Genomic DNA, 25,909 nt, shown 5'->3' with positions numbered 1-25,909 from the left:
CGATTTTGTGAAGTCGGATCAAAATCAAGCGATCGCTAAAAATCATACTTAATTTAATAGTGATTTTATTTACAAATAAAATATTGATTTACACGAAAAATCATCTTGATGAGATATCTCAAAAGATTGCTAGCAAGTCATTTGAGGATTATTTCCAAAAATCTCTGCAACAAGTCTTTGATACTTAGTATCAATTACGGCAGAAAATAAATTGAAGGCAGAATTAAAGTATAAAATTTATCAACCAGTTTGGGGTTTGATAAAAGAATTAAAGATAGAATCACAAAAATTATCCCAACTTTTAGCTATCCATTGACAACGCAGATGTAACATAATTTCTGCATTATTTTGTAACCAAAACTTACTGTTTCCTTTCATGCGTAAATTAACAACTTGACGAATTAAACTTTCAACTGCACCACTACCGAGAGGTAATTTTCGAGCTGCAACTTCGTTATATTTTAAAAGCCTCCTTCTATACGCTTTTAAAATATAATTTCGCTCTCTTACCATAATTTTACAGCGCTCTCCTGTTGCCTCGGAAATAAATTCACCCATATTTCTCATTAAATCTAGTGCCTGACCTTTCTTTAAAATTTTCCGAGATTTTTTAAACCAGGATTGACGCTCATTATCTGTACTAAAAGCGGCATCAGCAAAATCTTGTAAATGTGATGCTGCGTGATAAAAGTCTAATAATTGATAAGTTTCAAGTGGGCATTTTAATTTTTTAGTAAAAGAGGAATGTGTATCCATATCCACTCTGCACCATCAGCAATCAATAACACCTGCTTGGCTTCACTTATACCCAAATTTACTAAATACATCTCTAAAATTTTGAGGAATTCTTTATAACCTGAATATGTGCCATCATTCGTAATAGGTATTGTCGATGTCCTAATTTTTTTTACCTTCTTCATTTACTACATAAATTGTTAGTAACTTTGGCTCCATCCATTCACCAACAAAGCCATGACGGTTTGTTTTCTTACTGCGTCTACCTTTTTATTAAACCTAATTTTAGTTCTTCCACCATCTACAGCGATTACAACTCGTTGGCTTTTGAGAACATTACTATTAGATAAGTGGTTCATCTCCAGATTTAATATTTTTGATTGGCGTAGATTAATACCAATTTCACCAAAAGGTAAGTCAGGCGTTCGATTCGTTTTAAACTAACATTTATTCCCCAATCCGTTAGCGTCGAACGTGCTGCATCGAAAGAACTAGCGATCGCACCATATTTTGCGATTATTGACCAGACTAGAGGGGTAATACCTTCAGACATCCCTAGCCACTTTAAAACGGACAAAATCCTTGATTTGAAGTTTTTATTTTTGGCTCATTGAGCAGAGGATTATCAGATTCTTTACTTGTGGGATTCCGTTCAAGTACATAAGGTAAAGTTAAAGTTACTTCGACGTTTCCAATTGTTACTATTTTTCGCTTTTTAGAACCATGTTTTTGTGTATTTAAATTTCTCCATCCCTGTGTTTGACTAACAGAATAGTTTAGATTTTTGGGGATACGGAAAGATTATATAATAAAACAGCTATACATTGACCTGCTAAAATCATTGCCTGTTCTCTAATTTCTTTTTCTCGTTCTCTCAGCTTTTTTCCATCCCACTCTGTGATATTTGTAAATTCTAAAAGTTTTGTGACCTGTAAGTGAAAACTTTTAACTGACTTGTTTAAATCAAGAGTTGCACTTATATTTTTGCCATAAAAGGTAGACGTTAAAACTCTGGAAAGATTACTTAACCGGAATCCTACCTTGTTTTTGACCTTTATAAATTTTTGCACACATCACCAGACTTGAAATTGGTTGATAGCTTACGTATTAATACGGCTTCTAATATAAGAAATATTTTTAGTACTGAAGAAAGTTGTTAGCGATCGCTGGTTTTTGATCCCACCTCACCAAATCGCGTTGCTCCCATCAGCTTTTGTAGTGACATTGCCTTTCGTTTGTCGCCAACTTGAATAGCTTTATACACGCGCTTTTGTAGGCGGAATAAGTTACGGCGAAATTGCTTCCAAGGTAACGTTTTCCATGATTCACTTGTGTTATCACTGTGTCTAATCATGCTCTGCTCCAGGTTGTGTATTCTGAACACCTCAAACCAATTACGGTTTGTCCTACCCGAATTGAAGGAGTTCCGCTACTCGTCCAGCCTACGCAGGGCTTCGACCTCCCCTTAGACCTCCAATTCGTTTTTATTCGTTCCCTCGGTGAGATTTTCGTTCCGTTAGGTGTAGCCAATTCGACCACTGAAATCCCTAAACTCTTACCGCTATCAGATGGAAATGCGGCGGGAATAAGCTCCAGTCAAGTCGGGTTTTGTTTGTTATGTCCCGCTTAAAAGTAGATCGCTTTTTAAGGCTCTGTTTCACCGTAGGAACTCCCTGTTAGCGCCAGTGTCACCCCATAACGGATGTCTGATTGCGCCCTGTTCCCAGCTTCACCCTCCAGAAACCGAGTCTGGTCAGTGTGGGCAGATAAGGAGTCAAATCTGAGTCTGATTGGTAGGGCTTTCACCTACATCTAACCGAGAGTTCAGCCCGCCCCCGTAATCGGGTTATGGCTGGGTTAGTTATCTACGGACTGATTACCGTGATTCACTAACCAACGAATCGCACCCATCTTCTTTTTGAACTGTACAGGCTTGCGTCCTGGTTCCCAATCAGCTATCTCTTCTAACAACTGGCCTGCTAGTTGTTCACCACCGGCGATCGCTGCTTGCTGTAAACTTTGCTCTAAGTTTTGGTTGTACTGTTCGATGAACTGGGTGATTTGGTTAAGGCATTCTTTCTGCTGAGAGTCCAATTGCTCCGACAGCGATGGGATTATGACTGGGCAGCCGATGACTACCACCAGAAATTCCTCTAGGTCTGATAATGTTGGGAATTTTTGGAGCAAGTTGGCTTTAACTTCTTCTTGCTTATCTGGTGTTAATTCCCAAGTATTTAGCGAGATGAACTCTTCAATCCTATTTTGGAAATCTTCTAAACCTTTTTGGTACTCATCTTTTAACTGAGCGCGGAGGCTAGGTGCAATTACATCTCGGATATTTAATAGTTGACTCCATACCAGGGGAGCTAAATCAATCGGACAAATCCAATCCCCATTATCACAACTCATCCATTCTTGGACAGAGGCTATTTCTTGCCTTAGCTGTGCGGCGGCTTCATCTAAGGCTTTGAATACCTTTATCCCACGCAACCCAACTTCGGAATTTGTGACTTTAATTAAGTCTGATTCTGCATCGGTATCTGAACTTTTCAACACATCAGCCCATTTTGGGGCTGCACTTTTAGTACTGTTCTTTAGTTGAATGCGAAATCGAATCCTTGTCTTATTCAGTTTGGAGAAGTTAATTCTCTCAATTGTGGCATTTTGTAAGAAACTTTCGTTAGGTGCAATGGCTTGTACCATGTTCATTACCTCATTTTTTTCACTCTGCTTAAGCGTAGCTTTCACAGTGTGCGCGGTCACAAACTACGCTTTGTAAAATATCAATTCATCACTACACCACAACCCAGTATGTTGATTTTTTCTGAACCATACAGGATTGTTTGTTGATAGTGGCTGTTGCTAAGTGACAACCATTTTTAAGCTGCTGTATATCCCTAACTGAACGGTAGATTACTTTCTTCGACCGCAACATAATAGGATATTTAACGATTGGCGGTTTTGGTTTAGCCATACTAAAACAACTTCAATTGTGTTGTATTCTCATCAATCACTGTGGCTTTTAATACCATTCCTACAACTTCCTCACACCGATTAATCAAAGTTTTATGATTAATCACCAAATCAGTCTTTTTACGCTGTCCAGGCATTGGTCTAAAGTGGTACTTAGGATGTTGGATTGTCCCGGTTTTGTAGAGATATCTGTATAGCGTTCCTTGTATTTGGTAAACCTTCTTACAAGATAACAAGGTACTATCATAGACTCGGTTTAATTGCATGATTCTACCCCTGATTTGTCACTTTCGCGGTAGTATAAAAACGTAAAAGACATAGAACGTAAGTATAGAGCATGGTAGAGCCTCGTTCACCCATGAAAACAATCAAATTCGTGGACGAATATTGCCAGTGGTATAAAAAGCTGTTTTCAGATGTTAGAAGTTTTGAGGCATTTAAATACCTGCATATAGGTTGTATTTCCGAACTAAAACGGAAAACATTACCAGAAATAGCAAAAATTGTTGGGTTGGATAATCAGCAAGGTTTGCATCATTTCTTAACTAAATCACCTTGGGATATAGAAAAGTTAAGAACTTTACGTCTAGAACTAATCTTAGAGATATTAAAAGGAAGACCAATCATTTTAATCATTGATGAAACCGGAGATAAAAAGAAAGGTAATACCACAGATTATGTGAAACGGCAGTATATAGGAAATTTGGGGAAAGTAGAGAATGGAGTTGTAGCCGTTACAGCATATGGCGTGTTTTGTGGGATGACTTTTCCACTGTTGTTTGAAGTATACAAGCCTCGTGAGAAATTAAAGCCAGGAGATAAGTATCTTACCAAGCCTCAAATCGGGGCAATACTAATACGAAAGTTACAGTCGATGGGATTCAAATTCAACTTGGTGCTGACAGATAGTTTATATGGAGAGAGCGGGACGAATTTCATATCAGTGCTAGATGAACTTGAGTTAAATTATTTAGTGGCAATTCGCTCAAACCATTCTGTAGACTTGCTTAAAGGGCAGTACACTCAATACTTAAAGTGGCAAAGGTTTAAAAGGGTGTTCTCTGACTTAAGCAGTGAGAATCGGTTTATTCGAGAAATAATTCACGGCAAACGTGAAGAACATAGGTATTGGCAAATTACTACAGACACAGAGAACTTACCTGGAAACTCTACTTGGTATGTCATGAGTAAATATCCCGACATTACACACAGAGAGGTTGGGAATTTCTATGGGTTAAGAACTTGGGTTGAATATGGCTTAAAACAAAGTAAGAATGAATTAGGTTGGGCTGATTATCGTTTTACTCGCTATGAGGATATTGAACGATGGTGGGAGATTGTATGTAGTGCCTACCTGATGGTTAGTCTTCATTCAGAACAAATGCGTCCTTCTCCAGGGGAAACCCAATCACAATTCGCTTCTCATCCCTGGTGGGATAATGGTAAAGGCTGGAAGAACATTCTCAACAATCTCCGTTTAATTGCCCAACCTTTTATCTTATTTAACCTGATATATCCCTGGTTAACAGTTTTTCCTATTTCCCAATTATCTAGTGGTTTTTCTAAACTTCAATCTATTATTTATAACCTCACCAGTTCAATTTTTATTTTCCTAACTCACCCTGATTTCTACTTTTCCTCTGCCTAAAGTGACAAAACAGGGCTACCTCCTTTAATTCCAGGTAGTAACCAATTTCAGTTCTTTGTACCTTGAGCAATCCCTGATTCAACAGTTTTTGAACTGTATCTTTACTAAAGCTGACTTGACTGAGCCTTGCTCTACCACCAGAATGTCGCAGAAATTGCAAACATACAGCCGTCGAATCTTGCCGAATATTTTTTGTTTTCGCCATATATTTTGATAGTTGGATTAGGGTTGACGAGACTAAATCAAAGAAAACAGGAGAGTCTTTTCTTAACTCCCCTGTTGGATAATTAGGTTTGAGTCTCATTTCTGCTTTGGCGTAGCCGTTTTAGTTAGCCAGTAATTCTAAGCACTAACTTTTTTCCTTCTCGGCTCAGATAACCTAGATGTTCCATTAATAGGATTACTTGGTTTTCTTGGTGGTTGAATTTCTCCAAAAGGTGTACTAATTTCTAAATCTGTATCCAACTCTTTTTGCAACAGGACTAATTGGGTCATGTGCGAATCAATCTCTGCCAATATTCGCGCTTCTCTTTCTTGCTGAGACAATAACTTAATTTCTGATTCTGCTAGTTTGACTGTTCGCTTGGATTCTTCATTTAACACAGTGTACTGCCAACCTCGCATCACATGATTTATACCTATAATTCTCCCCTGCTGTACACGATCTCCAATGGTATATAAGGGGTTAATGAATGAACTGGATATTTTACTTGTCGCTTGCATGATTTTCTCCTGATTATCGGTTGTTAATTAAAAATTTCCACACAGCCTTTTATGGCTTGAATCGCATCGCCTAATGTTGCATCTTGTCCTTGAGTGCAGAGATATTGATAAGTTGCAGGGTAAGCTTGTTGAAACTCAATCAAAAGCCCAGATATTTCTGCTAGTTTTACAAGGATTTTTTGCTGTGAAATACTATCTGCTGCCAAGACTTCGGTTAATGTTTGCTGCTGGCGTTGTTGAGCCATAATATCTCTATACAAAAAGCGGTCTGTTCTAAACAAACCGCTTGCAGTTTTTATGTGGTTGAGGAATGTTTTTATTAATGTGCAAATCTCGCTAACAGTTCTTCACGAGATAAATTAGTTAATTGCAGTAATACATTGGCAAATTCTTCTGGAGACAATAGTAACAAGCTATCAACGACTCTCGACAGTTCTTCATCTACTGAACCGAATCTAACTCTAAGCAAATTTTCAACGACTTGACGTTGACCTTGTTGTACTCCCTCTTGTACTGCCTGCGCTCTAGCTTCCTCATATGCCTGGGTTAAGTTCATAATTAGCTCCCTCTCGTCTTGGGTTAATTCCGGTTGTGCCATGACACTGATACGCCACCTATAAATTATCTCTAGTACATTGCGGCGTACAAGATCCTCTGCTGGTAGCGCCACCAGCTCTTCTACTGCGTGCCTTTGAACCTTTCCCCTGCCTAAGAGTCTAAACCACAGCGTTTCGGGTGTCACGGGCAACTGATTAATGGCTATTACTGCGGCTCTTAAACCGTCAGGCAGAAAATACACCCCACTTATCCAATTTTCTAAATCTAGTGTAGCCTTAAAAGTTTTGAGTATACCTTTTGAAACGCTTGGAGCAAGAATCCAAAGGTGTGGTAAATCTTGCTCACGTATCCTTCTCTTCTCTCGTTGGGCTTCACGCTCCGCATCAGCTATCACTATAAATACTTTTGCTATACAGTTACGTATCTGTGGCCTGCTTGGCTGATTGCGATACGGTTCTAGCAATGCAGTGTTCTGTGTGGCTACTTTACCCAACAAGCCTAATGTTTGGGCTTGGTAACAGATGTTGGTGTTGGGGAAAATAACACATCGACAAATCTTGCTTCATCTGTTACTTCATTACCAACCGATACTTCCCCTAACGGCGAAAGTAATTCTTGTAGAAACTGCTTGGCAAATCTATCGTGCGGTTTTGTCGTCATAGCTTTACTGTTAACCGGGAAGTATTATACCTATCTAGTTCTTCGATTACCTGTTGCTACTCGGTGATCACCTCATGTTTATCTAACATTGTGATAATTCATAAAGGCATATCTGCAACTGCCCCTGTTGGAAGCAATACGCTTTTTTCGACTCTCCCGAATGAATTATTTCAAAGTTAGGTTTTGGGAAAGTTTTGTTTGTTGTAGAGTGAAGCTGTGTAATATACAGTTCTGGATATACTTAGGAGCGATCGCTTGTTTCTATGGGGGCGATCGCTCTTTATTTGCTCATTGGTGTAATAACCTGCGTGTGCTTGTTGCATATTCTTTGCACAGAGAAAGCCATGATAATATGCTTCTAAGCTGATATTAAGATGCTTATCGAGATTTGTCACTGGTGCGATTGCTTGTTATGGAACTCAAGCAGCCGCACATTTTTATGACAATGCGTCCCCTCTCCCAAACTCACGCCGCTAATTCCTCACCAGTCCCGAACAACATATTCCTTTGCTCTAGACTTAGCTGACCAATCGGCACATCCAGCAGATCAACCGATTCACACGAGATTTGCTCTGGCAGCGTCTGCACGTAGTAGCATTGACCATTACCGTGGACGAACTCGACCAGCTTTGTGTCCCGGTGGTAAATTCCGTCTTCTAGTAGTTCTAGCCCCAGGCTTTCGCAGCCAGAGGCTATCTGTGCCATGATTTCGTTTCCTGTAGCGTCGGACATACCAAAATTCTCAATTACCAGTGATTGACTTTTTAACTGTTGTGTATTCTTAACTCATAAATGTAGTAAGCTGTTAACAAAGGGTTATTAGAGTGTTAGCTTAATGCTTCTTGTTAGTGCGATCGCTTGTTACGGAACCCAAGCGATCGCATTTCCATCTACACCGTCGTTAACTGCCTAACTCCTAACTTGGAGAGCGCATCAGAAGCAGTACGGGCATATCGGTCAGGCTCCATCACTCTGCGGCTGTATGTCCACATTTTCCCAAATCTGTTGAATCCAACAAAGCCAACCAAATCCCGACCTCGATAGACTTTTGTGGAGAACATCAAATAGTCAATCTCGCCATGCTGTAACTCGTACTCGGCGCAGGCTTGATTCAACTCGTCCTCTAGCCTTTGGTTGTGCCTGTGGAGGCTCTCTTGAGCTTCTAGAAAAGTCTTTTCTTGGGCTACTCTTTGCGCGAACCAGTTGCGCTCGAAGGGTAGTCGTCCGCCGTCTTGGAGTTGCACCCAGACCGTGATTCCGCAGTCAATCCAGAAGGTGCGGATTTCTTCAGGGTGGCGTTGGATGATGTTTGCAATGATTTGGCGATCGCGGTCGGTTAAGGGACTTTGTTGCTTGTTTATTGTTTGACAGGTCATAATATAAGTCTCTTTTTGATAAAGGGCGATCGCAAGGTTTACCAGATGATGCGATCGCTTTTTTTTGCTAACTACGTTGTGGAGGAGCCACAACGCTTTCACTCAGCTTCGGCGTAGCCGTTTCTTATTCGGTCAATACAAGCAATAGCAGTAATTGAAATGGCGATCACAAATTGTGGTCGCCTATGTTTCGGACTTACGTTGTGGGGGAGCCACAACCCCACTCATCTAGTTTTGGCGTAGCAACTTCTCTTCTTGCCCCGTGTCAGTGACCGGAGCTTGCAACAGCAGCATATCTTTTAATCTGGCGACAGTCGGCAAATGAGCTTCAAGCAACTATCGTACTGCTGTGGCAATTTTTTATTAACCCGATCCGTTTTCCCAACCTATACCTCTCACCTTCACTGTTGAGCCAGTGCCTCGGCTACCCCTCAATCGGTACTTCCAGTCTTCTTGTCATGGTTCTGCAATTCTGGATTGCAACTCTTTCGCGTTTCGGGTGCTGGCTGTTTGCTGTTCCTTTGCCCTTGCTGAATATTGTGCAACTAAAAGTTGCCATTGTCAACCCCTAATTGCACTATTTTGGTTTCTTTCAAACACAGTAACTCAGCCAAGCTACAGTTCAAGACTTTACATAAGCCCATCACAAGTTCAGGAGAAGCGCCTTTAACTTCTGGGTCTGTCTCCATGCGGTTTAAATACTGTCGTGAAATTTCAATCTCATGTTCGGCAAGCTTTTTAGCCAAAGCAACAAGAGTCAAATTACCGCGAAGCAAACGCATCTTCTGACCCCTGTGTTGTGTCCATTTAATAGACCCCACCTCACTTAGCGGTAACATTACAACCTCTTGTGTTTTTTCGTCGCTTGCCATATTATGCAATTTTTAGTTGACAAATGCAATCTCTATCTGCAATTATTAGTATCAGGGAAAAGATGTCATTGGCGCTTATTTTGGCTCTACTGCAACAACACAGATCATTCAAAATTGCTCACTCTATTCAGATTTTTCTAGAACAATTAGAGTACACCGACACGAGCGCCATTAGGTAAAAGCTTAAACAAATCTAATACTGGTTTATATGGATAATGCAGCACCTACCAAAAGCTTAAACAATGCTCACAGGAACCAGAGAATCGTACAGTCATCATTACCACAAAGAACTCACAATTGTTTTTCTTTAGTAGACAACAGACACAAACAGCCATCTGGAACAGCACCTTTTGAGCTGAAAGGCAAGGTCAAAAGTTTTAGCTACATTCGTCACTTGAAAGAAGGCAATCAACAAGTATTCGGTTACAAAATCGGTAGATGGCGTTTAAGTGAGTTTCAAGCTAGAAAACTTGGGATTCAATTATTTGACGGTTTACACTTGTACATTCAAGTACGTCGTTCCAATCTTTGGTCAAATAATCTGGAAATCATCAGAGCTATATTTGATAACAATAGAAAATATGGCGACATGAGAAATAACCATGTTTGGCAAGAAAAAGTACCAAATGTCATCCAGCAAATTAACTGGTTCTACGAACAGCGTGATCTTTTAAGTCAGCAAACAGGTATTCCTCATCATGTCGATCACATACATCCAGTGAATCACCCGAATTTATGTGGTTTAACAGTCAATACCTTAGCCAATTTACGAGGGTTCAACGCCTGTAGAAACGTTATGAATACGTCCCAAAGAAGTAAGTTTGGCAAAAATCTGAGTTAATAAAATAGGCTCAGGTATTTCGGGAAGCATTTTTAAAATTTCACGGACATATCGAAAACCACGATAGTGAGCCTTAAGGTCAAGGATGCCGGAGTCGGGATTAAGGAGACGAAAATCCGCGAGAAGATGATGGGATAAGTTGACCATAAAGAATGCTAGATTAGCAGCATTAGTTACAGCAGTTTGACTTAAGTTCATAAAATCTTCCAATCCCCAAAATTGCTTGGCATCTCGAAAATTGAATTCGATCTGAAAGCGTAGCTTGTAGTAGTCAATTATTTTTTCAGATGACAATTTTAGATCACTAGAAAATAGAATTACATGACTACGAGCATGAGTTTTAAGATTGGTTTTGACGAGAATAACTACATTTAGAGATTGGGCAAATTCTTTGTGAAGTAATGTAACTTGATAAACGTCAGTTTGGATATCATCATCAACGGTACTTTGACATAAATACTTCTTAGGTATGTTGTTGTAGTCAATTTTGTCTCCGTATTTACGACGAGAGCGACTATTGGGGTCAGGGTGTTGATAAGGTATATATAATGCTGAATCAGAGCGAAGCTTAGAAATTATATGCAAGTTAACTTGACGAGCCATCTGCAAGGCATTATTATTCCCAAAGTGTCCATCCAATACTAAGTAAGTAAGGGGAATAAATTTAGCTAATAACTTAAATAGCGACTTAATCATCTTCTGAATTCTGAGTAATTCAGATGTGAGAACTACCTGGGTTTTATTCTTGTTTTTACTTCCCTTTGGTCGCCCACGCCCACGTTTTTCTTGCGGTTTTATTTCTTTGGTTGGTGACGAGCTACTTTTTTCTATATCGCTCTTTATCACCTGTTCTATCTGAATCGGAAACGAGTGCCTTTGCTCAACACTGACTAATGATAATGTAAAAAAAGATAGCCCTGATATGGGTTTACCAGCCAGGCTAGAAAAAAATCTATCCAGTCCATAAGTTTGTTTTCCTGATTTACTTATCACAACTTCATCTCCCGCTAGCAAATATATCTCATTCGGACGAAATAAATGCTTGTGAAAGAATAACCAAAACAATGTCGCCCAAGGTATTACCGTATGAAAGAATCTCAACATCGTTCGATAACTGCCACCACTACCTGTCCAACGAGAAATTCCCAACATCGTCACTCGGCCACTCATTGCTAACATGGCCAGGATTATCTGGTTCAATTGCCGCATCGTCGTAGCGTTTATCTGCGGCAGGAGGCATTGCAGGAGTGATAAGATATCGGGCATGGGTTGATTGTGGCTTTTGAGTTGTCGTTTGGGAAGACAATAACTCTACTACATCAGCCCTCTCTCTTCACCCTCTTATTTTGGCTAAGGTATTGACAGTTCCAGCTAATTTACAAGTGATTCCAGCCACTCAAAATCGCCAAAAAAGCAACAAATTGATTTGAGAGTATAGAAAATCATTAGAGCAATATCTGGATCACTATCTGTAGAAATATAGAAGTTGGGAGCAATTAAAACTTTCTGTATCCATAAACAGAACTAGAGCTAAAACCGTACAAACTCACAAATAAACAGCAACCGCATTACAAATAACGCTTCAACTACCAATAAGAATCTACTTAAACACTTGCCAATAGAGTAAGGACATTTTGCCAGAATTTAAGCAAATTTACTCTCATCGTTAGCACAAGAATTAAACTAACCTTCTGCCCACACACCACAGGGAAATGGTTTAGCCAATTATTACTTTAAGCAAAGGAATTAACACTGATGGGACAAGGATTTTATATAGCCTATGTTTGGGGCATTTTACCTAATGAAGATATTTCTCATGTTTTAGATTCAGATGAAGTAGAGGATTTAATTTACCAACTAGATATTAAACGCCAATACGAATCTAAAGTGCGATGGATAGGAGTTTTTGTTGCAGATAATGACGGCAATCTGTATGAGAAGCGATTACCGAATGGGCGATGGGAATCTATTTCTTACATCATCAACTATACAGCTTTCCCTGCTGCCAATATCGAAGCTTATTTACGAGAGGTAGCATCTGTAGCATTTGCTAATGCCGAACACAAATGGTCTGAGTTTTCCACGGAATTTACCCGACTTACTCATACTGTTCTACCAAATCCTCAGTTGTTAGTTGTTCATGATTACGATTAACAACTCGTTTATTACTCAGCTTTGTTAGCAGTTTTGTACTAGCAACATCATCAGTATTTCTTAAGCGGCACACGAGGCTATGTGTCGCTCCGTTTTCATGCGCCTATCGGGGGGAATATGAATCTCGAAACTCATCATCTGCAAGAATGGCTCAATAGTGGCGTTGATGAAGAATTGATTTTGCTGAATGTGCGATCGCTCTTAGGAGAAGAAATATACGAATATTTACTATACGCGCTACCCCAAACCGCCCGACGCAATGACGGACGACTACGAGATGGTTATTTACGACTATACGCCCACATTACCAGAGTATGGTGGGTCAGTGGACTTGACCCGCTCAACGACTGGCAACCGATGGACTGGGGACGGGCAAAGCCAGATTGTCCGCGACTGGAATGGGAGGGGGAAAGGAGTAGAGGATCTGGGGGAGAATTTACAAGCGACCTTCCCTCGTCCTCTAAGCCCATAAAATACGAGTCCCCACCCAAAACACCTAACCGCGTCACATATTTCCGTGTTCCCTTGCATATCTGGCAGTTAATATCTCTGCGCTATGACGTGCCGATGCCAGAGAACATCGTGATTACCCAAGAAGGTGAAGCATTGGGCTTTTGGGCTTGGGTGATGGCACACCCGGAAATTCCAATTATTCTTACCGAGGGTGAGAAGAAGGCGGCTTGTTTATTATCTCTGGGGTATGCTGCGATCGCACTTCCCGGTATCTGGAATGGCCGTGTCGGCAAGGAAGACTTTGAGCGCTTGCATCCCGACCTAGTACCAATGGCTCAACCGGGTCGTAAATTCATCATCCTGTTTGACTACGAGACTAAACCCAAAACCCAACTACAAGTCTTTCAAGCCACACGTCGTACAGCCCATGTTATCCAAGACACTGGTTGTGAGTGTGCTATTGCTCTATTGCCAGGGCCAGAAAAAGGCATCGATGACTGGGTGGTAGCGTTAGGTAAAAAAGCAGACAAGGCTGTATCAGCGATGATTGCTGATGCTCTCACCCTCCAAGAATATCATCAGAGGTTTTTCTATAAAAAGCCTAGAGGGTTGCATAAGTATAAGCCCAATGTCACCGTTAATACTCGTTACCTCTCCCAAGTAATTGGCTCTTTACCCCAGTCCGGGTTAGTAGGTCTAGCCTCAGATATGGGGACGGGCAAAACCGAGCTTATGTCTATCGTCCGAAGAGATAACCCAGACTTGAGCTTTTTGAACAATGGGCATCGGGTGAGCTTGCTGAAAAACCTCAGCGATCGCCTGCTTACTGCTATGTATTCAGCGATCGCTTGCGGCGATTGGGCAACAGTCCAGGCTCTCAGCATCACCGTAGACTCATTGTATAAGATGGCGAATGATTTACGGGCTTATGATGTCATCTTTATAGATGAAGCATGTCAGTATCTCGCCCATTTGCTCCAGTCGAAAACCTGTAAAGAACACCGTGGGCTTATCCTCGAAGTGTTGGAGTATCTGGTGTACAATGCCAAGCTTGTTGTTTTGGCTGATGCTCATTTAGACGATTTGACCATTGACTTCTTCAGAGCGATGCGACCAGAAGGCGAGAAGCCCTACATTATCAAGAATGAATATCGCTCAGGCGATCGCCAAGTCTACTGGTACGAGGGCGAAGACAGCAGCGCCATCGTTGCTCAAATTCATCTTCAGTTGATGCTTGGTCTGAAGCCGATTGTCGTCAGCGATAGTAAACGATTCATCAAAAAATTAGAACGCGCTTTGAATGAAATAGAACAGCAAAGACGGAGGGGTAAGAAGAAAAAGCTAGCGTGGTAAAACTTACTAGAGAAGAGCGGAAATGCTGTAATCTTGACCTTGTAGCGAAATAATGGCGCAAAAACTTGGCAAGAAAAAGTCTAAAACCAGAGGCAACATCGTTTAAAGTACTCGATTGTATTCAAAAAAAATGCCCATCGTGCGGTCAAGCAATGTGGAATGAATACAATAATCCTCGACATATAAGAACGTTAAATGGGGTAGTAGAATTACAGCTAAAAATTCGTCGATGTCAAAATAAGTCATGTTTCTTGTACAAAAAAGTGTATCGACCAGAGCAAGAAGGTTCTTTAGCTCTACCACAAAACGAATTTGGTTTGGATGTGATTGCTTATATAGGAGCATTACGCTATCAGGAACATAGAAGCGTTCCCCAAATACACGCTCACCTTGAATTAAAAGGTATATGTATAAGTCAACGAACGGTCACGCACTTAATTGACAGATATGACGAGTTACTTTCTTTATGGTTAAAAGACCACACTAGGTTAAAAGCCATAATGGCTAATCAAGGACGGGTAATATTAGCGATCGACGGGATGCAGCCAGAAATTGGACATGAGGTATTATGGGTAATTCGAGATTGCTTATCTGGAGAAATCTTACTTGCTAAAACCTTATTATCATCAAGAAATGAAGATTTAGTGACGCTATTACTAGAAGTAACTAATAGCCTAAATGTACCAATTGATGGAGTTGTTAGTGATGGGCAACAATCAATTCGCAAAGCTGTTGGGTTAGCATTACCTAGTATTGCTCATGGTTTATGTCATTACCATTACCTGAAAGAAGCTATTAAACCCATATATGAGGCGGATAGACATGCAAAAAAGGAATTGAAAAAAAAAAGTTAGAGGATTACGAGAAATTGAACGTAGTGTTACCAATGAAGATCAGGATTTGGTGACTATTATTGAAGATTATTGCTCGGCAGTCCGTAGTTCTATAACCAATGATGGTCATCCACCCTTAGAAGCATCAGGGTTAAAGTTACAAGAAAATTTGACTTTGATAGAACAAAGCTTAGAACGGATGGAAAAAAGAAGTGCTTTACCACCACCTTTAGTCAATCTAAAACACCTTCTAGCTAAGGGATTATCTGCGACTGCATCTTTATTTTCACCTGTGAGGGTTGCATATGGGTGGGTTGATAAAGCTAGTAATATTCTCAATAATAAAATAGGTCTTGATGCTGCTGGTGTCAAACAAAGTTATCAGCAACTGTTAACTCAAATGTCCCAACAAAAGCAGAAAGCTGGCACATTGAACACCGCAATCGATAACTTTATAAAAACCACCAATAACTACTGGTCTGGACTTTTTCATTGTTACGAAATTGAAGATTTTCCTAGAACTAATAATGACTTAGAACACGCTTTTGGTATGCTACGTCATCATCAACGTCGTTGTACTGGTCGTAAGGTTGCTCCCTCATCCCTTGTTATTCGTGGCTCTGTCAAACTTGCTTGTGCCATTGCTACTAAACTTCGTTCTTTTACCGCATCTGATTTAGCACAAGTTGATATCGTTACTTGGCTCGAATTACGCTCTCAATTGCAAAAACACCACAAAGCCAGAATTGAACAGTATCGATTTCGCCGAGACCCCAAGGGTTACTTGGCTAATTTAGAGAGTCGTCTTCTCTAGTAAGTTTTACCACACTAGTTTTAATCTCCCCTTCACTGTAACCGAGTTCATACATACTCGCAGCTTCAGTATCATGCTCTGGTGGTGCTTTGGGTTTTCCCTCCCAAGCATCAGATTTTCGTGACGTACTCCACATACTCCCCTTTCAGGGTGAGTGTGGGCTTCTCAATGACTCTTCGCGCGAAGACATTAATTGAGCTTTAAGACCGTGCGTCCCACGGTTCTTTATGTTGATAGCGGCATTTAAATCCCTGCACAAACTTGTATAACAATTAGGACAATTGTGCATTCTTTGAGATAACAGCTTTTTGACTTTGTGACCACAGCTAGAACATTCTTGGCTAGTACCGTTTGGATTTACAACTATTACTCTCAAACCAGCGTTTTCGGCTTTGTTTGAAAGTATAGTTACAAATTGACTCCACCCAGCATCATGAATGCTTTTAGCCAATCTTGTTTTAACTAATCCCTTGACATTCAACTTTTCTACAGCTACGATATCGTACTTATCAAGTAATAGTTTTGCTGTTTTAAAATGAAAATCTTTGCGACTATCAGCAACTTTTTTGTGCTGTTTACCTAGTTTTTGAATAGCTTTTTTACAGCGATTAGAACCTTTTTTACGTCTGGATACTTTACGCTGTGCCGATTTTAATTTACGTTCAGCTTTCCGTAGATGTTTTGGTGCAGCAATTCTATTACCGTCTGAGGCAACATAGAAATCAATTAAGCCAACATCAATACCAACAATGTTTGCAGGATTGAAATCAGGCTTAACAGTTGTAACTGTTTTGTCGTCAAGGCTCAGGGTAACATAATAACCATCAGATTTCTTGGTAACAGATACGGTTTTAATATCAAATCCATCAGGTATTGGACGATGAACAATTACCTTAACTTCCCCAATTTTTGACAACGTGATTTTGTTGTTAACGAAGTGATGGTGTTTGAATTGGGCGTAAGTAAAAGTTTTATATTGCCCTTTTCCCTTGAATCTAGGTTTACCAGACTTTTTCCTATTAACATCACCTTTTAACCATCTATCAAAAGCCAATTCAACTTTTTTTGGAACTTCCTGTAGCACCTGTGAGTAAATCTCTTTGTACCAAGGTCTACTTATTTTGAGTTGAGTAAGAGATGCTTTCTGGTTGTAGTAGTTGGGTTGCTCTTTTAATTCTGGTAGGTGACAGATTAACGGACATCTATCAATTGGACAGCGATTCATTTCATACCATTCAAATCTTTGAGCAAGGAGATAATTGTACTGACAGCGTAGCATTTCCAGCATCTTGTCAATTTTTTCTGCTTGCAATGCAGTAGGTTTGATTTTGTATTGGTATGAAATTCGCATAACTATTCTTGGTTTTTCGACCTACAAATATAATAACAAAAATGTAAAGACATTCTCTAGGCAGTCCTGAAAAAAAGGATTAAAATTCAGAGTATTAGTCAGAGCTTAGACTGAACAACCTGCAGTTCTACTCTGCTCAAAACAATAAAACCATGACTCAGGTAATAGAAGATTTCGTAGATTTGCTCTTACGTTAAAATGGCAATGCTTCCTCGACCCCTGCCCTATAAATCCTACGAATTAAATCGCTTGTGGGTCAATTAGTCATTGCCCAAAAATTCATCTCATCGCTCCTGAAGCGCGCAGTGAGCGAGAGGCTTCTTTTTGATTCAGCTAAGTTAACCCAATCTTCATTACTCATCCCAAAACCGGATTCGTCTAAATTTGTTGTGTTCATTAATACTTATATTAGGAGTTAAGGTTTGCTTGTAGCTATGTTCCGATCATCCTTAAGCAAAAACATGTGCCTAGAGTCAGAACAAGCAGTAGCAATCTCTCCTGATGATACTTTTATGAAGATTTTACTTAAGACTATACCAAAAGCTCTTTGGAATAGCCAATACTAGAGCTTTTTTGTCATAAATACGCTGTTTGGGTCATTATTGTAATCCCCAAATGACCCTCGGTACTGAAAACCATACTTGGTGTATAAGGCTTGTGCTGGGGCGAACGCAGGCAAAAACCCTGTTTGCAAATTCAAGTATTCGTAACCACGCCTTTGTGATTCTTTGATAATGTGTTCTAGAATCTTTGAGGCAATACCTCTACGACGGTGAGCTTTGGCAGTACGCATTGATTTAATTTCACCAGTTCTCCAATCTAATTGCTTCAATGCCCCACAGCCAAGTAATTCTTCTGCTTCCCAAGCCGAAAAGAAAGTAATATCAGATGAACGCAATGCTTCTAAATCAAGAGCATAGACGCTCTGTGGCGGTGTGATCTCATACATATGTTCTAGATATTCCCGCAGAAGGTCAGCAATCTTTTCACCTGTGAGGTCATCTTCGCGGATTTGCAATTGATTCATCTCCTCAATTGATTAAGAAACTTTCTTGACCAAGGTAAACGCTATAGACTTGTCAGTCCTTAGTTTACCAAACTTAATCAGGAGAATTAAATTTATCGGTTCGTTGCATATATAATCATTGCTAAAAATTTACTCAAACAGCAACTTACATTAGTTCCCTAAGCTTTAAGAGGTCTAAAGTCTATGATATTTCCTGAGTGTGACTCAATTAATGCTGTAGACGAACTACTCAAGAAAATTCGTATTAAGGAAACCCAACTTAAGATTGCTCAAGAATCTGGAATGAGTTACGTGGCTCAAGCATTAACAGAACAACTTGTTGAGCTACGCGCTCAATTGTCAGATGCGCCAGACCCAGAATTTCAGTCGCTGATGAGTTTATTAGACAATTAACATCGTTTTCGACAAAGTTATTCGTTTTGGTTGCATTTGGAGCCAGTTGCTCCTACTCGAACAAGTGCTAATTACGTAGTGACAACAACACTCATGCAACTGGCATCCACGGGGATCTCGCAAAAAGTACCGCCGTCCGTCTCGTACAACTTCTTGGTCTTCCCGGTGTTTTGATATCCCTATTGAAACTGCAATAGCAAGATATTGGATGCCAATTTGCCAAAATCTTAAAGGATTAATGTTTTCTATAGTTGTTTTGTAACATTAACAAGAAAGTATCTTTAGTCTTTATTGCAATTGAAACTGCAATAGCAAGATATTGGATGCCAATTTGCCAAAATCTTAAAGGATTAATGTTTTCTATAGTTGTTTTGTAACATTAACAAGAAAGTATCTTTAGTCTTTATTGCAGATGAATTACACCATAGTGCATCAATTAACTAAAAATCAAATTCTAGAGTTAGTGGAGTTATACCAACATGAATTTTGGAGTAAAGGGCGAACATATCCAGATGTTGTCAAAATGATTAATTCTTCTAACATCGTTATTGCTTTGATAGATAAAGATGAACACTTGATTGGTTTTACTCGCGTCTTGACTGACTTTGTTTATAGAGCAACTATTTATGATGTAATTATTAAATCTACCCATAGAGATCAAGGTCTTGGTGCTAAATTACTTAATGCAATTATTCATCATCCCCAACTAATTACTGTTGAACAGTTAACTCTTTATTGTTTGCCAGAAATGATACCTTTTTATGAACGTTGGGGCTTTACATCTGCTACAGATAAATTTGAATTTATGTATAAATATAACTAACTGTGCTTGTTCGGTTACAGCACATATATATCAAAATTACATTAATGATTATTAAACCGACGACGATGTTGCAGCAATAAAGCCGCTCCAGTAAAAACTAAACCAATTAACGCTGCTGTATTTGCTGGTTCTGGTACTGTTTGAGGAGTGCGGAATGACATATTCTTTGTGAGCGCGGACAATAGATTTTTGCACTGTTTCTGTTGCATTTTTCCAACCGTGATGCTTTATTATAGCTCTGGTCGCATTCAGCCAACGCCATTGGAACCCCAGCAACTCAATCTCTTCGCCAACACTGCAATTAAGCCCAACTACAGCAGTAAAGCAGACACACTGCTGATGAGTGCTGATGCTTTACAAAGGTGGAAATCGCGCATACTGACTCATCAGCAACGGGTGAGGGCAAACCAATCACCTCCGCAGGCTACACTGTTTGACCTGACACCAACACACTGTGACCCAGAAGCGATAGATCCGTTCACGTTGCATTTACAACCAATGGCATTTTACCGGATGCCTGATGATTTCGGACAAGCCGCTTTGTACTTTGTCATTGATTCTGCTGCTTCCCTGTTGCTTTATGTCGGGGAAACCAAACGAAGCAATAAACGTTGGCGTGGAACTCATGATTGCAAGCATTACATTAGCAGTTACCAAGACCTACATTATCGCTACCAAATGGAGACAGGCGTTAACATTGGTTTTTGGTGGGATGCGCCTGTTGAGCGTCGAGCGCGGCAGCAGTTGGAGTTGAGTCTGATTTTGAAGTGGCGCTCCCCGTTCAACAAAGAAAACTGGGAGTTATGGGGGCAACCGTTTAAGTAAAGCAGCTGGTTTTCTGAGCAAACTAGAAAATGATTAGGTTATTAAGTTATTGGCTGGATTGGCAGATCGTTATCAATCTCAATTAAGTTAACCTTGGCGTTTTCAACCACTGCATTTCCTAGCAGTGTGTCTTGCAAAGCGTCAAATTTAGATTCGGCTTTTCTAATGCGTTCATAATGCAGAATTACAGGGAGCAACGCGATTTGGTGAGGTGGGATCAAAAACCAGCGATCGCTAACAACTTTCTTCAGTACTAAAAAATATTTCTTATATTAGAAGCCGTATTAATACGTAAGCTATCAACCAATTTCAAGTCTGGTGATGTGTGCAAAAATTTATAAAGGTCAAAAACAAGGTAGGATTCCGGTTAAGTAATCTTTCCAGAGTTTTAACGTCTACCTTTTATGGCAAAAAATATAAGTGCAACTCTTGATTTAAACAAGTCAGTTAAAAGTTTTCACTTACAGGTCACAAAACTTTTAGAATTTACAAATATCACAGAGTGGGATGGAAAAAAGCTGAGAGAACGAGAAAAAGAAATTAGAGAACAGGCAATGATTTTAGCAGGTCAATGTATAGCTGTTTTATTATATAATCTTTCCGTATCCCCAAAAATCCTAAACTATTCTGTTAGTCAAACACAGGGATGGAGAAATTTAAATACACAAAAACATGGTTCTAAAAAGCGAAAAATAGTAACAATTGGAAACGTCGAAGTAACTTTAACTTTACCTTATGTACTTGAACGGAATCCCACAAGTAAAGAATCTGATAATCCTCTGCTCAATGAGCCAAAAATAAAAACTTCAAATCAAGGATTTTGTCCGTTTTTAAAGTGGCTAGGGATGTCTGAAGGTATTACCCCTCTAGTCTGGTCAATAATCGCAAAATATGGTGCGATCGCTAGTTCTTTCGATGCAGCACGTTCGACGCTAACGGATTGGGGAATAAATGTTAGTTTAAAACGAATCGAACGCCTGACTTACCTTTTTGGTGAAATTGGTATTAATCTACGCCAATCAAAAATATTAAATCTGGAGATGAACCACTTATCTAATAGTAATGTTCTCAAAGGCCAACGAGTTGTAATCGCTGTAGATGGTGGAAGAACTAAAATTAGGTTTAATAAAAAAGGTAGACGCAGTAAGAAAACAAACCGTCATGGCTTTGTTGGTGAATGGATGGAGCCAAAGTTACTAACAATTTATGTAGTAAATGAAGAAGGTAAAAAAATTAGGACATCGACAATACCTATTACGAATGATGGCACATATTCAGGTTATAAAGAATTCCTCAAAATTTTAGAGATGTATTTAGTAAATTTGGGTATAAGTGAAGCCAAGCAGGTGTTATTGATTGCTGATGGTGCAGAGTGGATATGGATACACATTCCTCTTTTACTAAAAAAATTAAAATGCCCACTTGAAACTTATCAATTATTAGACTTTTATCACGCAGCATCACATTTACAAGATTTTGCTGATGCCGCTTTTAGTACAGATAATGAGCGTCAATCCTGGTTTAAAAAATCTCGGAAAATTTTAAAGAAAGGTCAGGCACTAGATTTAATGAGAAATATGGGTGAATTTATTTCCGAGGCAACAGGAGAGCGCTGTAAAATTATGGTAAGAGAGCGAAATTATATTTTAAAAGCGTATAGAAGGAGGCTTTTAAAATATAACGAAGTTGCAGCTCGAAAATTACCTCTCGGTAGTGGTGCAGTTGAAAGTTTAATTCGTCAAGTTGTTAATTTACGCATGAAAGGAAACAGTAAGTTTTGGTTACAAAATAATGCAGAAATTATGTTACATCTGCGTTGTCAATGGATAGCTAAAAGTTGGGATAATTTTTGTGATTCTATCTTTAATTCTTTTATCAAACCCCAAACTGGTTGATAAATTTTATACTTTAATTCTGCCTTCAATTTATTTTCTGCCGTAATTGATACTAAGTATCAAAGACTTGTTGCAGAGATTTTTGGAAATAATCCTCAAATGACTTGCTAGCAATCTTTTTGAGATATCTCATCAAGATGATTTTTCGTGTAAATCAATATTTTATTTGTAAATAAAATCACTATTAAATTAAGTATGATTTTTAGCGATCGCTTGATTTTGATCCGACTTCACAAAATCGCGTTGCTCCCGAATTACATGGTAACGCTTTTGAATTGGCTCTCCCGTAGAAGAACGCTCTACTGTTTCCCAATCGATACTTTGTTTCTCCTCAACAATCTGACGATATTGGCTGGCTAACTGCTCCAATGCAATAGCTATGGCGTGTTCTTCACTTTGTCCACAGCAGCGAATTTCCTTTGAGCTTGACTCAATAGGGGACAATAACTCACAAATATACTGATTATTCTCGCCAGCCTGCACATTAATCGTAATTGTTCTGGTGGTTGAAGTCATACCGCTCTGCGCTCCTGAGTAGTATAAATTGCTCTAAATCATGATGTTGTCCTTTCCAAAATCCACGCTGTTCAAATACACCCTGGCTTTGAAAACCTAATTTGCACAATAGCTTTTTTGAAGCGGTATTATTCATCATTACTTCGGCAGTTACAAACTGTAAACTACATTTTAAAAATCCAAACTGTAGAATCGCCTGCAATGCTTCTGTCATGATCCCCTGTTGCCAATAAGCACTGTTGAGTTCATAACCTATTTCAGCAGATTGCGCTTGTTTATCCCATGTAAACCCACACGAACCAATTACAACGTTGTCAAGCTGACGTGCAATTCCCCATCGTATTCCTTGCCCAATTTCAAATCTTTTTGTCCGACGCTCAATCAGGGCAATTGCCTCCTCAATCGAACTAAATGTATCCAGGTCATGAAATTGAGTGACTTTTGGATCGCCAAACACTGCTAAGACTGCACCAGCATCATCTGGTATTTCTTGGCGCAATAACAGTCGTTGTGTTCTTAAAGTTGGAAAATCATCCACAATTTTTCTACTTTATCCAAAGATTAGTTATCCCATAACCGCCAAAGTATCGCCTCATCTCCTTGGAGTTGTTCGAGAAATACTGGCATATAACCGTCTACCTTGGCATAACCACACAATACTACTCCTAAAACTATGAAAAAATCAGTATGCTTAGGAAATCTCGTATTTGAATTAATCGGAATTGCTTTTTCATAACCCAATTCTGGTAAGGAGCGGCTTACCCAAAGTGCGTTATCTTTCCAGAAATAGGGCAAGATAAACGGTGGATACCAATCTCCTTCCTCGTCGTGGCTTTCTTTGCAAACAGATATGCCACCATCAAAAACATGATATGGCAGTTTTTTAGTTGTTTCTGCTCCAGACATGATTGATTGTTCTCTCTAGCAAAAGGCATTTCTGAGCCGGAAACTGTATAAATTTTACTGGGATCAATAGAGCTATTCTTAAATACAAAAGCTTGGTATATAACTAATAATATGCTGAAGATTCCAGATTGTAATCGCTGCCTCCTATATTCTCATGGCCCCCACCCCATTTATAACGTTCATCCATTGGGGATAGAAGATGATCGCTGCTGGTGTTGGGATGTGGAGTCAGGTTAAAGAAAATCAGCTTTCAAATGAGTGCTAAGAAGATTTTCTCACCCCAGCTAGTATAAGAGAGATCGCTTCCTGTGCGTGGCTTTTCAGCATTGCCTTGCTCAAAAGCCGTTTACCTTGGGGAAAGTGCTTGATGTTTCCTGCTCCAATAAAATAAAACAAGCAAGTTCCCATGATATTAATTGCCGACCCAAACGGATCAAGTGGACGAAAACTGCCCTCTTCCACGCCTCGTTGCAAAATTGAAATTAAGATAGTATCAATGCTTACCGAACTACTGTGTTGATAATACTTCCCCTGGTTTTGCACGGACTCATGAAACATGATAGCGGGAAGTTTTGGGTTATTTGATACACAATCTAGTAATGCTGTGAGAAATTTTTCTAATGCCTGTTCGGCTGGTAAGTTTTGTGTCTCCAAATTCTCAAGAGTCTGCAAAAGCTCGGCGTGCGTTTGCTCCAAGACCGCTCGATACAAACCTTCTTTATCTTTGAAGTAGTAATAAATCATCGATTTTGCAACCCCTGTCTTAGCGGCGATCGCTTCGGTTCGGGCTGCGGTTAAACCTAATTGAGCAAATTCCTCTTGCGCTGCTTTTAAAATTACAGCTTTAGTTACCTCAGCATCTCTGACTGGCTTTTTAGAGTTGTTTATCTTGTCACCCTTGTTATACGTCACTGCAATTACATCACAAAACTTATCAATTAGTATACCTCTTACTGACTGAATAGTCAGTTGACGATTGCTGCTAAAAGCTGTTAGATAGGATTTATCAACTGACAAGTCTGTCGATAAACGATCATGACAAAAGTAATCATTATTGGTGGTGGGATTGGTGGTGCAGCAACAGCTTTGTCCCTATATCGTGCTGGCATTGAGCCTGTTGTTTACGAGCGAACTAAACAGTTGCGTGAAGTTGGTGCGGGGATTGCGCTGTGGGCTAATGCTACCCATATTTTGAAGCAGTTAGGTTTATTGGCTCAGGCATTAGAGGTTGGTTGTGTAATCACAAACTATCAATTTAATTCTCAATCTGGTAAAGAATTAGTCAACATCACGCTCGATAATTATGAGTTACCTGTGATTGGCATTCATCGCGCCAAACTACATCAGTTATTGTGGTGCAATGTCTCAGCTGATAAATTTATTCTCGGAGAAACTCTTGAGCGATTTGAGCATCAAAATAATCGAGTTGTTGCCTACTTTCGTTCAGGTTTAGCGGTTGAAGCAGATGCTTTGATTGGTGCAGATGGTTTGCACTCACGAGTCAGAGCCGCTATTTTAGGTTTGGAGCCTCCTATTTACCGAAATTTTCAAACTTGGCGCGGTTTGACCAATCGTGTTCCCAAAGACTACCGCCCTGGCTATATTCACGAATTTTTAGGACGCGGCAAAGCATTCGGTTTTATGATGCTTGGAGAAGAAAAGATGTATTGGTATGCAGCCGCAAAGTCATCAATCAAACAATCAAACACCCCAGTTTGTTTTTCCAAACAACTGGAAACGATGTATCAAGATTGGCCTAGAGCTATTCCAGAATTAATTGCTGCTACCGAACCAATGAATATTTTGACTACCGACTTATATGACCGCCCACCCAAACAACCTTGGAGCCAGCGAAATATTACTTTACTTGGTGATGCTGCCCACCCTATGCTACCTACTATGGGGCAAGGCGCTTGTACAGCTTTAGAAGATGCCTATGTGATTGCCCAATGCTTACAACTACACACAGATCCCAGTATTGCTTTTAAGCACTATGAATCTGCGCGTTTTCCACGCACTAAGATGATTGTTGAGCAATCTTTACACTCTGCCAAAATGGGCGAATTGAAGCATCCTCTCACTGTGGGACTTCGTAATCTGGTTATGAAGATAATGGGTTCTGCAATTAGTAATGGTTTTAAGTCTATCCACGCTTACCGCGCTTAATTGCTTGTAGATTT

The 25,909-nt window shown here is 39.7% G+C and carries 31 protein-coding genes and 3 pseudogenes; 10 read left to right on the top strand and 24 right to left on the bottom strand.

Annotated features, from left to right (window positions below; all coding sequences use genetic code 11):
• Positions 1-240: 240 nt before the first annotated feature.
• The 5 genes and pseudogenes from NSMS1_RS31705 to NSMS1_RS31685 form a co-directional block, all read right to left on the bottom strand.
• A pseudogene (locus tag NSMS1_RS31705) lies at positions 241-1,637 on the bottom strand (ISLre2 family transposase).
• Positions 1,638-1,939: 302 nt separating this feature from the next.
• Positions 1,940-2,089, bottom strand: a pseudogene (locus NSMS1_RS31700) (reverse transcriptase N-terminal domain-containing protein); the annotation flags it as partial.
• Positions 2,090-2,643: 554 nt separating this feature from the next.
• Positions 2,644-3,438, bottom strand: a pseudogene (locus tag NSMS1_RS31695) (hypothetical protein); the annotation flags it as partial.
• A gap of 91 nt (positions 3,439-3,529) precedes the next feature.
• The gene (locus tag NSMS1_RS31690) at positions 3,530-3,709 is read right to left on the bottom strand and encodes a hypothetical protein (protein WP_224095458.1); all 180 of its coding nucleotides are present in this window, start codon (positions 3,707-3,709) and stop codon (positions 3,530-3,532) included.
• Between the two features lies 1 nt (position 3,710).
• A complete protein-coding gene (locus NSMS1_RS31685; RefSeq protein ID WP_224095457.1) occupies positions 3,711-3,974 on the bottom strand; it encodes a hypothetical protein in 264 nt (87 codons plus the stop codon).
• A gap of 71 nt (positions 3,975-4,045) precedes the next feature.
• On the opposite strand from NSMS1_RS31685, the gene NSMS1_RS31680 reads away from it, so the two are divergent.
• Entirely contained in the window at positions 4,046-5,356 is a 1,311-nt protein-coding gene (locus tag NSMS1_RS31680; RefSeq protein WP_224095456.1) for an IS701 family transposase, read from the top strand.
• On the opposite strand, the gene NSMS1_RS31675 is transcribed toward NSMS1_RS31680, so the two are convergent.
• The 9 genes from NSMS1_RS31675 to NSMS1_RS31640 form a co-directional block, all read right to left on the bottom strand.
• Positions 5,313-5,561 carry a hypothetical protein gene (locus tag NSMS1_RS31675; RefSeq protein WP_224095455.1) on the bottom strand — a complete coding sequence of 83 codons (249 nt, stop codon included), beginning with the start codon at positions 5,559-5,561 and terminating at the stop codon, positions 5,313-5,315. The two genes, NSMS1_RS31680 and NSMS1_RS31675, sit on opposite strands and share 44 nt — an antisense overlap.
• Before the next feature lie 137 nt (positions 5,562-5,698).
• Entirely contained in the window at positions 5,699-6,079 is a 381-nt protein-coding gene (locus NSMS1_RS31670) for a hypothetical protein (protein WP_224095454.1), read from the bottom strand.
• A gap of 23 nt (positions 6,080-6,102) precedes the next feature.
• The gene (locus NSMS1_RS31665; protein WP_224095453.1) at positions 6,103-6,324 is read right to left on the bottom strand and encodes a hypothetical protein; all 222 of its coding nucleotides are present in this window, start codon (positions 6,322-6,324) and stop codon (positions 6,103-6,105) included.
• A 74-nt stretch (positions 6,325-6,398) separates the two neighbouring features.
• Positions 6,399-7,133: a hypothetical protein gene (locus tag NSMS1_RS31660; protein WP_317986610.1), complete on the bottom strand. Its 735-nt coding sequence runs from the start codon at positions 7,131-7,133 to the stop codon at positions 6,399-6,401.
• Positions 7,134-7,135: 2 nt separating this feature from the next.
• Complete coding sequence (locus tag NSMS1_RS35380) at positions 7,136-7,297, bottom strand: hypothetical protein (protein WP_317986609.1); 162 nt, start codon at positions 7,295-7,297, stop codon at positions 7,136-7,138.
• A gap of 176 nt (positions 7,298-7,473) precedes the next feature.
• Complete coding sequence (locus tag NSMS1_RS31655; RefSeq protein ID WP_224095452.1) at positions 7,474-7,692, bottom strand: hypothetical protein; 219 nt, start codon at positions 7,690-7,692, stop codon at positions 7,474-7,476.
• A gap of 70 nt (positions 7,693-7,762) precedes the next feature.
• Positions 7,763-8,029, bottom strand: coding sequence for a hypothetical protein (locus NSMS1_RS31650; protein WP_224095451.1), 267 nt, complete (start codon positions 8,027-8,029; stop codon positions 7,763-7,765).
• Between the two features lie 158 nt (positions 8,030-8,187).
• Positions 8,188-8,775, bottom strand: a complete 588-nt coding sequence (locus tag NSMS1_RS31645) for a hypothetical protein (RefSeq protein ID WP_224095450.1) — start codon at positions 8,773-8,775, stop codon at positions 8,188-8,190.
• A 443-nt stretch (positions 8,776-9,218) separates the two neighbouring features.
• Positions 9,219-9,545: a helix-turn-helix domain-containing protein gene (locus NSMS1_RS31640; RefSeq protein WP_224095449.1), complete on the bottom strand. Its 327-nt coding sequence runs from the start codon at positions 9,543-9,545 to the stop codon at positions 9,219-9,221.
• A 208-nt stretch (positions 9,546-9,753) separates the two neighbouring features.
• On the opposite strand from NSMS1_RS31640, the gene NSMS1_RS31635 reads away from it, so the two are divergent.
• Complete coding sequence (locus NSMS1_RS31635) at positions 9,754-10,386, top strand: hypothetical protein (RefSeq protein ID WP_224095448.1); 633 nt, start codon at positions 9,754-9,756, stop codon at positions 10,384-10,386.
• Here NSMS1_RS31635 and NSMS1_RS31630 read toward each other — a convergent pair.
• On the bottom strand, positions 10,312-11,652 hold the full coding sequence (locus NSMS1_RS31630; RefSeq protein WP_224086359.1) for a transposase: 1,341 nt from the start codon (positions 11,650-11,652) through the stop codon (positions 10,312-10,314). The two genes, NSMS1_RS31635 and NSMS1_RS31630, sit on opposite strands and share 75 nt — an antisense overlap.
• 489 nt (positions 11,653-12,141) lie before the next feature.
• Here NSMS1_RS31630 and NSMS1_RS31625 point away from each other — a divergent pair, with 489 nt between their 5' ends.
• The 3 genes from NSMS1_RS31625 to NSMS1_RS31615 all read left to right on the top strand — a co-directional run bounded on the left by NSMS1_RS31625 (position 12,142) and on the right by NSMS1_RS31615 (position 15,993).
• Complete coding sequence (locus tag NSMS1_RS31625; protein WP_224095447.1) at positions 12,142-12,540, top strand: hypothetical protein; 399 nt, start codon at positions 12,142-12,144, stop codon at positions 12,538-12,540.
• Between the two features lie 117 nt (positions 12,541-12,657).
• Positions 12,658-14,346: a DUF3854 domain-containing protein gene (locus NSMS1_RS31620; RefSeq protein WP_317986608.1), complete on the top strand. Its 1,689-nt coding sequence runs from the start codon at positions 12,658-12,660 to the stop codon at positions 14,344-14,346.
• Between the two features lie 152 nt (positions 14,347-14,498).
• A protein-coding gene (locus tag NSMS1_RS31615) for a transposase (RefSeq protein ID WP_224095446.1) occupies positions 14,499-15,993 on the top strand; the annotation gives its coding sequence in 2 pieces (ribosomal slippage) (positions 14,499-15,185 and positions 15,187-15,993; 1,494 coding nt in all).
• Here NSMS1_RS31615 and NSMS1_RS31610 read toward each other — a convergent pair.
• From NSMS1_RS31610 to NSMS1_RS31600, 3 genes are all read right to left on the bottom strand, one after another.
• The gene (locus tag NSMS1_RS31610; RefSeq protein ID WP_224095445.1) at positions 15,968-16,129 is read right to left on the bottom strand and encodes a hypothetical protein; all 162 of its coding nucleotides are present in this window, start codon (positions 16,127-16,129) and stop codon (positions 15,968-15,970) included. The two genes, NSMS1_RS31615 and NSMS1_RS31610, sit on opposite strands and share 26 nt — an antisense overlap.
• A gap of 9 nt (positions 16,130-16,138) precedes the next feature.
• Entirely contained in the window at positions 16,139-17,305 is a 1,167-nt protein-coding gene (locus tag NSMS1_RS31605) for an RNA-guided endonuclease InsQ/TnpB family protein (RefSeq protein WP_411908700.1), read from the bottom strand.
• Between the two features lie 601 nt (positions 17,306-17,906).
• On the bottom strand, positions 17,907-18,362 hold the full coding sequence (locus NSMS1_RS31600; RefSeq protein WP_224095697.1) for a GNAT family N-acetyltransferase: 456 nt from the start codon (positions 18,360-18,362) through the stop codon (positions 17,907-17,909).
• Positions 18,363-18,554: 192 nt separating this feature from the next.
• Here NSMS1_RS31600 and NSMS1_RS31595 point away from each other — a divergent pair, with 192 nt between their 5' ends.
• Entirely contained in the window at positions 18,555-18,764 is a 210-nt protein-coding gene (locus NSMS1_RS31595; protein WP_224095443.1) for a hypothetical protein, read from the top strand.
• Positions 18,765-19,176: 412 nt separating this feature from the next.
• Complete coding sequence (locus NSMS1_RS31590; RefSeq protein ID WP_224095442.1) at positions 19,177-19,587, top strand: GNAT family N-acetyltransferase; 411 nt, start codon at positions 19,177-19,179, stop codon at positions 19,585-19,587.
• Between the two features lie 41 nt (positions 19,588-19,628).
• Here the strand turns inward: NSMS1_RS31590 and NSMS1_RS31585 are convergent, their stop codons facing one another.
• Positions 19,629-19,748, bottom strand: a complete 120-nt coding sequence (locus NSMS1_RS31585; RefSeq protein ID WP_224095441.1) for a PEP-CTERM sorting domain-containing protein — start codon at positions 19,746-19,748, stop codon at positions 19,629-19,631.
• A gap of 61 nt (positions 19,749-19,809) precedes the next feature.
• On the opposite strand from NSMS1_RS31585, the gene NSMS1_RS31580 reads away from it, so the two are divergent.
• On the top strand, positions 19,810-20,412 hold the full coding sequence (locus NSMS1_RS31580; RefSeq protein ID WP_224095440.1) for a GIY-YIG nuclease family protein: 603 nt from the start codon (positions 19,810-19,812) through the stop codon (positions 20,410-20,412).
• Between the two features lie 41 nt (positions 20,413-20,453).
• Here the strand turns inward: NSMS1_RS31580 and NSMS1_RS31575 are convergent, their stop codons facing one another.
• Entirely contained in the window at positions 20,454-20,609 is a 156-nt protein-coding gene (locus tag NSMS1_RS31575) for a hypothetical protein (protein ID WP_224095707.1), read from the bottom strand.
• Between the two features lie 207 nt (positions 20,610-20,816).
• On the opposite strand from NSMS1_RS31575, the gene NSMS1_RS31570 reads away from it, so the two are divergent.
• A complete protein-coding gene (locus tag NSMS1_RS31570; RefSeq protein WP_224095587.1) occupies positions 20,817-22,307 on the top strand; it encodes an ISLre2 family transposase in 1,491 nt (496 codons plus the stop codon).
• Positions 22,308-22,496: 189 nt separating this feature from the next.
• Here NSMS1_RS31570 and NSMS1_RS31565 read toward each other — a convergent pair whose 3' ends face one another.
• From NSMS1_RS31565 to NSMS1_RS31550, 4 genes are all read right to left on the bottom strand, one after another.
• Positions 22,497-22,823: a hypothetical protein gene (locus tag NSMS1_RS31565; protein WP_224095694.1), complete on the bottom strand. Its 327-nt coding sequence runs from the start codon at positions 22,821-22,823 to the stop codon at positions 22,497-22,499.
• Entirely contained in the window at positions 22,792-23,361 is a 570-nt protein-coding gene (locus NSMS1_RS31560) for a GNAT family N-acetyltransferase (protein WP_224095693.1), read from the bottom strand. Before NSMS1_RS31560 ends, NSMS1_RS31565 begins: the two co-directional genes overlap by 32 nt.
• Positions 23,362-23,384: 23 nt before the next feature.
• Positions 23,385-23,729 (bottom strand): hypothetical protein, encoded by a 345-nt coding sequence (locus tag NSMS1_RS31555; protein ID WP_224095692.1) that lies wholly within the window; start codon positions 23,727-23,729, stop codon positions 23,385-23,387.
• Positions 23,730-23,990: 261 nt separating this feature from the next.
• On the bottom strand, positions 23,991-24,641 hold the full coding sequence (locus NSMS1_RS31550; protein WP_224095696.1) for a TetR/AcrR family transcriptional regulator: 651 nt from the start codon (positions 24,639-24,641) through the stop codon (positions 23,991-23,993).
• Between the two features lie 123 nt (positions 24,642-24,764).
• Between NSMS1_RS31550 and NSMS1_RS31545 the strand changes: the two genes are divergently transcribed.
• Entirely contained in the window at positions 24,765-25,895 is a 1,131-nt protein-coding gene (locus tag NSMS1_RS31545; RefSeq protein ID WP_224095691.1) for an FAD-dependent monooxygenase, read from the top strand.
• Positions 25,896-25,909: the final 14 nt, after the last annotated feature.

Origin of the sequence: Nostoc sp. MS1, assembly GCF_019976755.1 — a bacterium.
GTDB lineage: Bacteria > Cyanobacteriota > Cyanobacteriia > Cyanobacteriales > Nostocaceae > Trichormus.
This window is presented reverse-complemented; position numbering and strand designations above follow the sequence as displayed.

Coding starts and splice junctions, on each gene's coding strand:
- NSMS1_RS31690 (WP_224095458.1), bottom strand. CDS start 3,709: ATGGCTAAACCAAAACCGCCAATCGTTAAATATCCTATTATGTTGCGG.
- NSMS1_RS31665 (WP_224095453.1), bottom strand. CDS start 6,324: ATGGCTCAACAACGCCAGCAGCAAACATTAACCGAAGTCTTGGCAGCA.
- NSMS1_RS31585 (WP_224095441.1), bottom strand. CDS start 19,748: ATGTCATTCCGCACTCCTCAAACAGTACCAGAACCAGCAAATACAGCA.
- NSMS1_RS31555 (WP_224095692.1), bottom strand. CDS start 23,729: ATGTCTGGAGCAGAAACAACTAAAAAACTGCCATATCATGTTTTTGAT.
- NSMS1_RS31595 (WP_224095443.1), top strand. CDS start 18,555: ATGATATTTCCTGAGTGTGACTCAATTAATGCTGTAGACGAACTACTC.
- NSMS1_RS31590 (WP_224095442.1), top strand. CDS start 19,177: ATGAATTACACCATAGTGCATCAATTAACTAAAAATCAAATTCTAGAG.
- NSMS1_RS31640 (WP_224095449.1), bottom strand. CDS start 9,545: ATGGCAAGCGACGAAAAAACACAAGAGGTTGTAATGTTACCGCTAAGT.
- NSMS1_RS35380 (WP_317986609.1), bottom strand. CDS start 7,297: ATGACGACAAAACCGCACGATAGATTTGCCAAGCAGTTTCTACAAGAA.
- NSMS1_RS31565 (WP_224095694.1), bottom strand. CDS start 22,823: ATGACTTCAACCACCAGAACAATTACGATTAATGTGCAGGCTGGCGAG.
- NSMS1_RS31630 (WP_224086359.1), bottom strand. CDS start 11,652: ATGCCCGATATCTTATCACTCCTGCAATGCCTCCTGCCGCAGATAAAC.
- NSMS1_RS31650 (WP_224095451.1), bottom strand. CDS start 8,029: ATGTCCGACGCTACAGGAAACGAAATCATGGCACAGATAGCCTCTGGC.
- NSMS1_RS31580 (WP_224095440.1), top strand. CDS start 19,810: ATGCTTTATTATAGCTCTGGTCGCATTCAGCCAACGCCATTGGAACCC.
- NSMS1_RS31685 (WP_224095457.1), bottom strand. CDS start 3,974: ATGCAATTAAACCGAGTCTATGATAGTACCTTGTTATCTTGTAAGAAG.
- NSMS1_RS31620 (WP_317986608.1), top strand. CDS start 12,658: ATGAATCTCGAAACTCATCATCTGCAAGAATGGCTCAATAGTGGCGTT.
- NSMS1_RS31635 (WP_224095448.1), top strand. CDS start 9,754: ATGGATAATGCAGCACCTACCAAAAGCTTAAACAATGCTCACAGGAAC.
- NSMS1_RS31670 (WP_224095454.1), bottom strand. CDS start 6,079: ATGCAAGCGACAAGTAAAATATCCAGTTCATTCATTAACCCCTTATAT.
- NSMS1_RS31625 (WP_224095447.1), top strand. CDS start 12,142: ATGGGACAAGGATTTTATATAGCCTATGTTTGGGGCATTTTACCTAAT.
- NSMS1_RS31680 (WP_224095456.1), top strand. CDS start 4,046: ATGGTAGAGCCTCGTTCACCCATGAAAACAATCAAATTCGTGGACGAA.
- NSMS1_RS31610 (WP_224095445.1), bottom strand. CDS start 16,129: ATGTGGAGTACGTCACGAAAATCTGATGCTTGGGAGGGAAAACCCAAA.
- NSMS1_RS31675 (WP_224095455.1), bottom strand. CDS start 5,561: ATGGCGAAAACAAAAAATATTCGGCAAGATTCGACGGCTGTATGTTTG.
- NSMS1_RS31570 (WP_224095587.1), top strand. CDS start 20,817: ATGGCAAAAAATATAAGTGCAACTCTTGATTTAAACAAGTCAGTTAAA.
- NSMS1_RS31545 (WP_224095691.1), top strand. CDS start 24,765: ATGACAAAAGTAATCATTATTGGTGGTGGGATTGGTGGTGCAGCAACA.